We start from the raw sequence: 8,030 nt of genomic DNA, 5'->3' as shown, positions 1-8,030 counted from the left end.
ACCGTGCGCCCCGGAACTCCTTCACCTCACGACACCTGGGCGACCATCACTCCGGCGCCTACAGATGACCCCAGTCGCCTAATCAAGCGACGTTGGGCCGGCACCGGCATCAACGGGCGCACCGCCGCCCACTCCGCGTCCGTCATGTCCGAGGGATACCGGCGTACCCGATCCGGATGATCAGCCGCGTTCCCGTACACGTGCGCGAGGCAATCGCACGACACGACGGACGAGTTGAACTGGGCAGGCGTGGGCGCGTACAACAAGGACAACAGGGCCTCCCGGTGTTGCTCGGTTCGATTCGCATCTCCGAGCTACCTAGAGGCCCTGCCTTCATGCCCGCACCGCCGAAAGATCACCCGACCAGGAACCCTGTTCGACCTGCACGTTCCAAGATCGGTTGAGAAACGGCTTCTAAGCTTGACTCTGTCGGGGATCTTGAGGAGTTCGGCCTCATCCGCCGACGAATCGCCAGGACCGAGGTCGGGGTATCCCCTGCTGGTCCAGATGCGCCTGGAATGCGGTCGGCGGCCGGGGAGGGCGCGGTTCGTTCGGCGGAAGCTGGTCGCAGAGTCGTTCGACGTTGACGGCGATGGCGGTGAGGACGTGCTGGACGTGGGTCTTGCCCAGGCCGCGGTAGCGGCATCGTCGCATCTGGTGGCCGTGGGCGAACTCGTTGATCGTGCCCTCGATGCCGGATCTGACGGCGTAGATCTGGCGGCGGTCGGGGTCGTCCTGCTCGGCGCGGGTACGCCTCTGCAGGTCGAGCAGGTTCTTCGGGGGGAAGCCCACGCTGCGGGACGCGGCGCGGGAGCTGGTACACCGCGTTCGGGCCGGGCACGGTCCGCACTGGCTCTTGGCGAACTTGACCACGATGAGCGGTGCCGCTTGGGGTGAGGACGTCGGATACGGGCCGTACCAGGCACGGCTGGTCTGGCCCTGCGGACAGGTCACCTGTCGTTGCTCGAAGTCGATGAGGAAGTCGTCCCGGCCGAAGCCTTCCTGGTCGCGGTGCTGGCGGGTGGGGTTGGCGCGGGCCGGTCCGACCAGGTCGACCTGGTGCTCACGCGCGGCGTGTTCCTGGTGGACGAGTGTGGTGTAGCCGCTGTCGATCAGGTGCTCGGCGGGCAGCAGGCGGCGGCGTGTCAGCCGGCGGTGGATCCCGGGCAGGGCACGGGCGTCGGAGACCGTGGCCTCGGTGGTCGCCACATCGGTGACCACGTTGATGCCGTCGTCGTCGCAGGTCTCGGTAATGTGCGTCAGGTACCCGGTCCAGCGGGTCGCGTACCCGCGTCGGCTGTAGCGGGCCTGAGGGTCGTAGGGCGAGACGATCGCGGTCGCGGAGGGCGGCAGGCCGCCGTCCTCGGGGGTGCGCCAGCGGATCCTGCCGCGCTCGTCGATCAGGTAGTTCTGCGCGAAGACCTCCCGTAGGGCCTGGACCTGCGGCCCTGTGCGGAAGGCGGGCTGGCGCTGGTGAAGGTGCGTCAGCAGCAGGTGCGCGTCGGCTCCGGTGTTGTTGATTCGGGTCTTGGGGTGCGTCGGGTTCTTGCCCAGTCGCACCGGGCGGCCGTAGCGCTTGCCCCATTCCTCGGTGACCAGTGCGGCGAGTTCCTGCGGTGCGGTGCGGGCGAGCTCCTCCAGGGCCGCGCGCATGGCCTCGGTCACCAGCTCCAGGCGGGTAAGGTCCCGCACGGCTGCCAGGATGTGGGTGGAATCGGTGCGCTGGCGCCCCCGTTCCTTGATCAGTCCGGCCTCCCGCAGGCGTTCCAGCGCGAGGTCCAGCAGGAGGTCGGCGCGGCTGCCTTCGGCGAGCCGGTCGCGGAAGTCGGACAGCACGCTGTGGTGGAAGCCGGGATCATCGAGGGGCAGCGCGAGGGCGTACTTGAAGTCGATCCGGCAGCGCACGGCCTCGGCAGCCTGCCGGTCCGAGAGGTTGTACAGGAACTGCAGCACGCTGACGGTGGCCAACTGGGCGGGTGATAACCCGGGCCGGCCATCGCGCGGGTACCAGGCCTGGAAGTCCTCGTCCCGCCACAGCCCGTCGAGCCGGTCACGCACCCACATCGCCGTCGTGCCACCTGGATTGCTCGCTCGCGCGACCTGCACGGTCAGGGACGGAACCTGCTCACCAGAACGGGGACGGACGGACACAGAGCACCTCGCTACGTACTGGACCTCGAACCGTCCCGAGCATGCCGTCTGACCAAGCCCTCGCACCGAAGAATCTCAAGATCCCCGACAGAGTCAAGCTAAGGAGTTGCGGGCGGCGGCCCGGCTGACCGAGGCGCTTGGACCCGTTGCCGCGTTGCAGGCCGTTAGCCTGTCGGTATGTCAGAGCGTGTCATGCCCGGTCGCACGGACGGCCTGATCACCCTGGGTGCCGCGGACGCTCTGTGGGTCGATTTGACGGCCGACAGTGCTGTGCCGACGGCTTCTGGGGCATTCACCTGCTCTCCTGCCCGTGCCCGGGTGGGGTACGTCCTGCTCGGCGGCCATGTGGTGGCGACGGTGAGGGCGAGCGGCTGTCAGTGGAGTGTTCCGGAGGTTGAGGTGCGCCGGGCGGCCGCGGAACTGAACGCGGTGGGGATGGGTCGGCAGGACCTGGTCCGCATCGGTCCGTTTCGTGGGGCGCCGAGGCAGGAGTGCAACGAGGAAACGCCGCTGCGTTGGCGCCAGCGCATCACGGAGGAACTGCAGGAGCTGGGCGGCCCCGAGCGGGCAGCACGACGTGAAGTCGGCCGGCCGTACCAACTGGCGGGGATCGACTGGCGACAGATACTCGTGGAGCAGACCCGCGACGGGACGCAGCGCACGTGGTGGCTGCCGCGCGCTGTGGTCAGGCTGCTGGACGCGGCCGAGCACGCCGAAACGCAGTGGGTGCAAGCCGCGCGGACCCGCCAGGCAAGCGCAGCCGTCACCGAGCCGCCCTCCCACCCCCGGCAGGCCCGAGACGCCGGCGGTCGGCAGACGACGAGCCCCGAGGGCCCCACCGCCTCACTGCGCCCGTACAACAAAGAGCTGGAAGGCCAGCTGTACTCGGTACTCAGCAGGAAGCCCGGTACCTCCCGCAGGGTGGCCGGGTGGGCGTGCGCCGTCTGCCGCACTGCGCCCGCCACCGTGCTCGACCACTGCCACGAACACGGCTACGTCCGCGCCCCCGTCTGCCAGTCCTGCAACACACAGGAACGCCCCGACCACCTGTACAGCAACGACATCCGCGTGGCGAACCGCTACACAGGCCTCTTCCACACCGACACCGACGACTGGCTCCGCCACTGGCACCGCTGCCCCGGCTGCCGCGCACGCACCACCCTGCCCCTGCCGCACCTCGCCGCATGGACCGCCCACATAGCCTGCCGATCGCTACGCCCGACCCACCGCGCCCCCCGCGGGCGCAAGCCCTGCGGTGTCCTGCGCGTGTCCTGGACGGGCAGTCAGAACGCGCCCCGTTCCTGCCTGCTCACTGTCGCCGTCGACTTCTGCCCCTCCGGCGAGCACCGTGTCCTGGCGCGAGTCCCCTACCGCGAAGCCGCCGAGCGGTTTCGTGCCTGGTTGGCCGAGACGGCCCCTGCCGTGGCCGCTGCGGCCGGTCCTGACCGCCTGGACGGTCTCCCTGCCCAGTTCCGGCCAGTCATCGCGGACACCAGCGGCGAGGACCTAGAACTATTTTGAGCGGGCACCGGGAGACCTGACACCCCACCGTCACCTCGCAGCTGCTGGCCCCCGACACGGTCACCCCGCACGCCCCAGCGAAATACGCAGCAGAGTCCCCGATCATGGCTGGCCGTTATGCTGGAAACAGGTCACAGCTCCTGCGTGGAACCGTTCTCGGTGTCCTCGCTGGGTTTGTGGTTTGGGAAGGTCCGGCGGTTGGGCCAACCGCGCAAGCGGCCCGCTTCGGCGGACAGCCGCCGGACCGCCACACAGACGCTGGAGGGCCGGACGCGGGTACGCGTCCGGCCCTCCGCTGCTGTTCGCGGGGCGCGCCCCCGCTGTCGCTATGCGGCGTCGTCCTCGTCGACCATGTACCAGGTCCATTCCCAACCGCCGATGGAGTACCAGCCGTCGGGGCTGCGGGGCACGATGTTCGCTCCGCCCTCCGGGCTGTCGTGGTGGTACTGCCACCGGATGTGCAGCACGATCACGCGGGGCTCGCCCTCGTCGTCCGTACCGCCTTCAATGACGTGGATCGTGTCGACTGCGTCGTGTCCGTACGTGGCGGCGTCGGCCTGGGTGTCGGCGGCCAGCTGCCGCACGGTCTCCAGCGTGAACTGCGGTGAGACCCAACCGTTCCAACGGTTGGTCGGGTCCAACCGGGCGTCGTAGATCTGTTCCCCGTTGAGCGTGACGCGGGTGTCCTTCATGGTGCCTCCTGGGGCGCGGGTGTGGTCTGGGTGCCGGCGGGGGCCAACCCCTTCCGGCGGGTCTCTCGGGCGCGGCGCTCTGCGCCGCGCGCTGGGTGCGGGTGCCGGTCGCGAAGGAGGGAAGGGCGGGGGCCGGTCGTGCGGCCCCCGCCCTGGGGCTGCTACTCCTGCTGTGCGCTCTCCTGCGGCGCGTCGGCGTCGTCCTCGGCCTGCGCCTCGTCCGGGGCCTCCTGGGCGGCCATCACCCCGAGACACTCCGCCAGATCTGCCCCGACCTGCCCGTGCACGACCACGACCCCGCCTGGGGTCAAAGGTCCCGAAGCTGCCGAGACCCCCAGCAACCCCCAGGCCGCCGATCCCTGCGGGTGTTGGGGCGTCTACGCCGATCCCAGCTCGCCCCTGGTGCGCCCGGGCCCCTGCGCCACGATCACGATCACCGCGACCTCGGGGGCGCGCCCAGCCGGTTCCGGGCCCGCGCGCCGGTCACACACGCGTTGGGGAGGTGCTTGCTCATCAGAGGTCTCTCCTTACCTCGGGGGCCGAACGCCCAGTCGAAGTAAGGCGGCGCCGTGCGGCGGTTAGGGGTGGCCACCCGGCTGCGCCTGCGCCTGCGATGGTGGCAGTGCCCCAGGTCCCGGCGCCAACTCCGTCAGCCGGACACGGCATTGGTTCCCCCTACCGTCCTTGACCAGCCCGGATACCGCCCCGCGGACACCAGGAAGGAAAGTGCGTCGCCGCACGGACCTGCACGAAAGACCGATGCAAACTCGCGTCGGTATATGGGTACGTACCCGTACCCGTATACTGCCGGGGTGAGTGAAAGGACCCTGACCATGCCTGACGCCAATGTCCGTATCCCGGCCGAAGCCCGGGACCGGCTGTCCGAGATCGCGGCCGCCGAGGGGCTGTCGCTGCGCGCTTACCTGGCCCGTCTCGCCGACAGCCTGCTGACCCCGGCCGAGCGCGCGGAACGCGCCGAGCGGGCCCGCGCGGCGCTGCGGAAGTGGAGCGGCTACGACCCCACCGACGCCGAGCAGGACGACCTGGACGCCGAACTCGACCGCCGCCTCCACCAGGCAGCCGCCCGGTGACCACAGCCCTGCACGTCGTCCTCGACGACACGGCCATGGTCGCCGCCGGCCGCGGCAACCGCCTGGTCTCCCGCCTTATCCACCGCGCCCACGCCGAACCCGGCTGGTACCTCTACGCCCCGGCCTGCGCCCTGGTCGAAGCTGACCGCGCCCGCCCAGGCACCGCCGAGCACATCGCGGCTCTGCCCTCGATCACCGTGGTCGACCTCGACCTGTCCGCTGCGTTGGCCGTGGCACGCGAGACCACCTGGGCTACCGCCCACACCCGCCACGCGGCCTTGCCCACCCCCGAACGCCCGGACGGCGCGGTCGTCGCCACCGCCGACCCCGGCCAGTGGAAGGGACAACCGGTCAGGATCTTGGACCTTACCAACTGAAGCGGTCAGCCGACCCGGGCCTCAGGCCCGCTCCCGACAAGCGCGGGACCGCCCGGCCATCCTGCCGGGGCGGTCCTGGCCCTGTGTCGGAGCCTGGCTCAGCCGATGTAGTAGCCCTCGATATCGGCGACCACGCTGATGGTGCCGCTGTTGTTGTAGATGTCGATTGATCCGTCCGAACCGACCGGCACCAGGGCCAGGTTGGCACGGGTGGCGCCGACGGCGAGGTTCAGGGTGGAGCTGCCGGGCAGGGCTGATCCGTCGGCGTAGACCGACAGCCAGGTGCTGGTGGTGGGCTTGACGCCGGTCAGGTTCACCAGCACCGCCTTCGCCCCGGCCGGGATGCCACCGCGCCCGGCCACCTTGACGCTGAGTTTGGACTTGGCGCCAAGGGCGCCCGGGGGCGCGCCCGTACCGTTGCGGGTGTCCAGCACCCGGGTCGGCGTGACCGGGAAGTAGGGCGAGCCCAGGGCTCCCTGGGACGTCGTCGGGTCGGAGACCACATAGCCTTCGACGTCAGCGATCAGGTCGACGCTGCCGGAGCGATTGTAGAACTGGACCTGACCGTGGCTGACCGGCGCGACGACCAGGTTGGCGCTGGTCTGTCCGGCCGTGAAGTCCAGTACGGAGCTGGTGGGGACATCGCCGGAGCTCGGCTCCAGGCCGACCCAGCTGGAGGCGGTGGCATCGGTCTCGGTGACGTTCAGCAGAACCGCGGAGGCGTTGTTGTAGCTGCCGGTCGGCAGGGTTAGCGTGACCAGCCCGCCCGGGCCGGCCTTGCCCTTGACGGTGCCGGTCCCATTGCGGGTGTCCAGCGCCCGGGTCGGGCCGCTCACCTGGACGAAGCCCGTCCCGCCCGAGGCGACCGCGGCGGTGGTGCTGTAGTAGCCCTCGACGTCACCCACCAGGTCGACACTGCCCGAGTGGTTGTACAAGTCGATGTAGCCGTCGGCGGCGACCGGCACGGTGACCAGGTTCGGCGTGGTGTGGCCGGGGACCAGGTTCAGGTTGGAGGCGGTCGGCCGGGTGGTGCCGTCGGGGTAGGCGGTGACCACGGTGCTGGTGGAGGCGTTGACGCCGGTCAGGTTGAGCGTCACCGCGGTGACCCCGGTGGCGGGGATGCCGTTGATGACATTCCCCTCGTAGCGTGGAGGCCGTGACTGCAGGGGAAGTTGGTAGTAGTGGCAGACAAGAGGCGGAAGTTCGACGCGGAGTTCCGTGAGGGGGCTGTGCGGATCGTGGCCGAGACCGGCCGGCCGATCGCGCAGGTCGCGAAGGATCTGGGGATCAACGAAACGACGCTGGCCAGCTGGGTGTCGCGGGCCAAGAGGGCGGGCGGAGACGGGACGTTGAGCGTCCCCGAGCGCGAGGAGTTGTTCCGGCTGAGGCAGGAGCAAGCTGCTCAGGCCAAGAGGATCAAGGAGCTTGAGATGGAGCGTGATGTCTTCAAGCGATGCATAGTCCTCTGGGTGAAGTGACCGAGAACGAGCCGGAGGCGGTTGTCGCCTTCATCGGTAACCAGAGGACCGAGCACGGCATCCCGCACACCGTCACCTGCCGCGCGCTGGGCGTGTCCGAGGCGTGGTTCTACAAGTGGCGCCGCCGTCCGACCGACCCCACGAAACGCGAGGTCAGGAGAACACAGTTGGAGGAAAGGATCACGCATTTCTTCCGCTCTTCAGGTGAGACCTACGGTTCGCCGAGGATCACGTTGGACCTGTGGGCCGAGGGCTGGCAGGTCTCGGTGAACACCGTGGCCGAGATCATGGCGGACCTGGGTCTGCAAGGTCGCAAGCCGCCACGCAAGCGTCGGTCGCTGACCCGGCAGGGCAAGCGCCGCGCATCCCCTGACCTGGTACATCGCAAGTTCGACGCCGTCGCACCCGATGTGCTGTGGGTCGGCGACATGACCGAGATCGAGACCGGTGAGAGCAAGCTGTACCTGGCCACCGTCCTGGACCCTGTTCTCGCGCCGCCTGCTGGGCTACGCGATAGGCGCCCACCATGACGCCGCACTGGTCAGCGCGTCCCTGACGATGGCAGCCGCGACGCGCGGCGGCCAGGTCGACGGCGTGATTCCACTCGGACCGGGGAAGCGAGGGCGGATTCAACTGGTCGTCGCAACATCTCTCTCGAGGAGGATGTTGTGGCGCAAGGAAGGGCAAGGGCGGCGAATCGAGCCGGCCGTCCGCCGCTTC

9 protein-coding genes are annotated in these 8,030 nt (G+C 69.6%); 5 read left to right on the top strand and 4 right to left on the bottom strand.

Annotated features, from left to right (window positions below):
* Nucleotides 1-453: 453 nt before the first annotated feature.
* Nucleotides 454-2,106, bottom strand: a complete 1,653-nt coding sequence (locus EFK10_RS46065; protein ID WP_265737615.1) for an IS1182 family transposase — start codon at nt 2,104-2,106, stop codon at nt 454-456.
* A 222-nt stretch (nt 2,107-2,328) separates the two neighbouring features.
* Between EFK10_RS46065 and EFK10_RS46060 the strand changes: the two genes are divergently transcribed.
* A complete protein-coding gene (locus EFK10_RS46060; RefSeq protein WP_127361583.1) occupies nt 2,329-3,672 on the top strand; it encodes an endonuclease domain-containing protein in 1,344 nt (447 codons plus the stop codon).
* Nucleotides 3,673-3,998: 326 nt separating this feature from the next.
* Here the strand turns inward: EFK10_RS46060 and EFK10_RS46055 are convergent, their stop codons facing one another.
* Together EFK10_RS46055 and EFK10_RS52475 are read right to left on the bottom strand one after the other, a co-directional pair.
* Nucleotides 3,999-4,364, bottom strand: coding sequence for a hypothetical protein (locus tag EFK10_RS46055; RefSeq protein WP_127361582.1), 366 nt, complete (start codon nt 4,362-4,364; stop codon nt 3,999-4,001).
* 161 nt (nt 4,365-4,525) lie between these two features.
* Entirely contained in the window at nt 4,526-4,657 is a 132-nt protein-coding gene (locus tag EFK10_RS52475) for a hypothetical protein (RefSeq protein WP_265737614.1), read from the bottom strand.
* 540 nt (nt 4,658-5,197) lie between these two features.
* On the opposite strand from EFK10_RS52475, the gene EFK10_RS46050 reads away from it, so the two are divergent.
* On the top strand, nt 5,198-5,455 hold the full coding sequence (locus EFK10_RS46050) for an Arc family DNA-binding protein (RefSeq protein ID WP_127361581.1): 258 nt from the start codon (nt 5,198-5,200) through the stop codon (nt 5,453-5,455).
* 35 nt (nt 5,456-5,490) lie between these two features.
* Complete coding sequence (locus tag EFK10_RS46045; RefSeq protein WP_407647279.1) at nt 5,491-5,832, top strand: PIN domain-containing protein; 342 nt, start codon at nt 5,491-5,493, stop codon at nt 5,830-5,832.
* Between the two features lie 98 nt (nt 5,833-5,930).
* Here EFK10_RS46045 and EFK10_RS46040 read toward each other — a convergent pair whose 3' ends face one another.
* Nucleotides 5,931-6,929: a hypothetical protein gene (locus tag EFK10_RS46040; RefSeq protein ID WP_127361580.1), complete on the bottom strand. Its 999-nt coding sequence runs from the start codon at nt 6,927-6,929 to the stop codon at nt 5,931-5,933.
* A gap of 84 nt (nt 6,930-7,013) precedes the next feature.
* Here EFK10_RS46040 and EFK10_RS46035 point away from each other — a divergent pair, with 84 nt between their 5' ends.
* Together EFK10_RS46035 and EFK10_RS46030 are read left to right on the top strand one after the other, a co-directional pair.
* On the top strand, nt 7,014-7,310 hold the full coding sequence (locus EFK10_RS46035) for a transposase (protein ID WP_127361579.1): 297 nt from the start codon (nt 7,014-7,016) through the stop codon (nt 7,308-7,310).
* Complete coding sequence (locus EFK10_RS46030) at nt 7,307-7,840, top strand: IS3 family transposase (RefSeq protein ID WP_164836485.1); 534 nt, start codon at nt 7,307-7,309, stop codon at nt 7,838-7,840. The genes EFK10_RS46035 and EFK10_RS46030 overlap by 4 nt, the downstream gene beginning before the upstream one ends.
* Nucleotides 7,841-8,030 lie beyond the last annotated feature (190 nt).

This window comes from Streptomyces soli, from assembly GCF_003999195.1.
GTDB classification, from domain to species: domain Bacteria; phylum Actinomycetota; class Actinomycetes; order Streptomycetales; family Streptomycetaceae; genus Actinacidiphila; species Actinacidiphila soli.
This window is presented reverse-complemented; position numbering and strand designations above follow the sequence as displayed.

Bases quoted from the DNA above. Each gene is read 5' to 3' on its own strand.
- EFK10_RS46060 (WP_127361583.1), top strand. From the start codon at position 2,329: ATGTCAGAGCGTGTCATGCCCGGTCGCACGGACGGCCTGATCACCCTG.
- EFK10_RS46055 (WP_127361582.1), bottom strand. From the start codon at position 4,364: ATGAAGGACACCCGCGTCACGCTCAACGGGGAACAGATCTACGACGCC.
- EFK10_RS46050 (WP_127361581.1), top strand. From the start codon at position 5,198: ATGCCTGACGCCAATGTCCGTATCCCGGCCGAAGCCCGGGACCGGCTG.
- EFK10_RS46045 (WP_407647279.1), top strand. From the start codon at position 5,491: ATGGTCGCCGCCGGCCGCGGCAACCGCCTGGTCTCCCGCCTTATCCAC.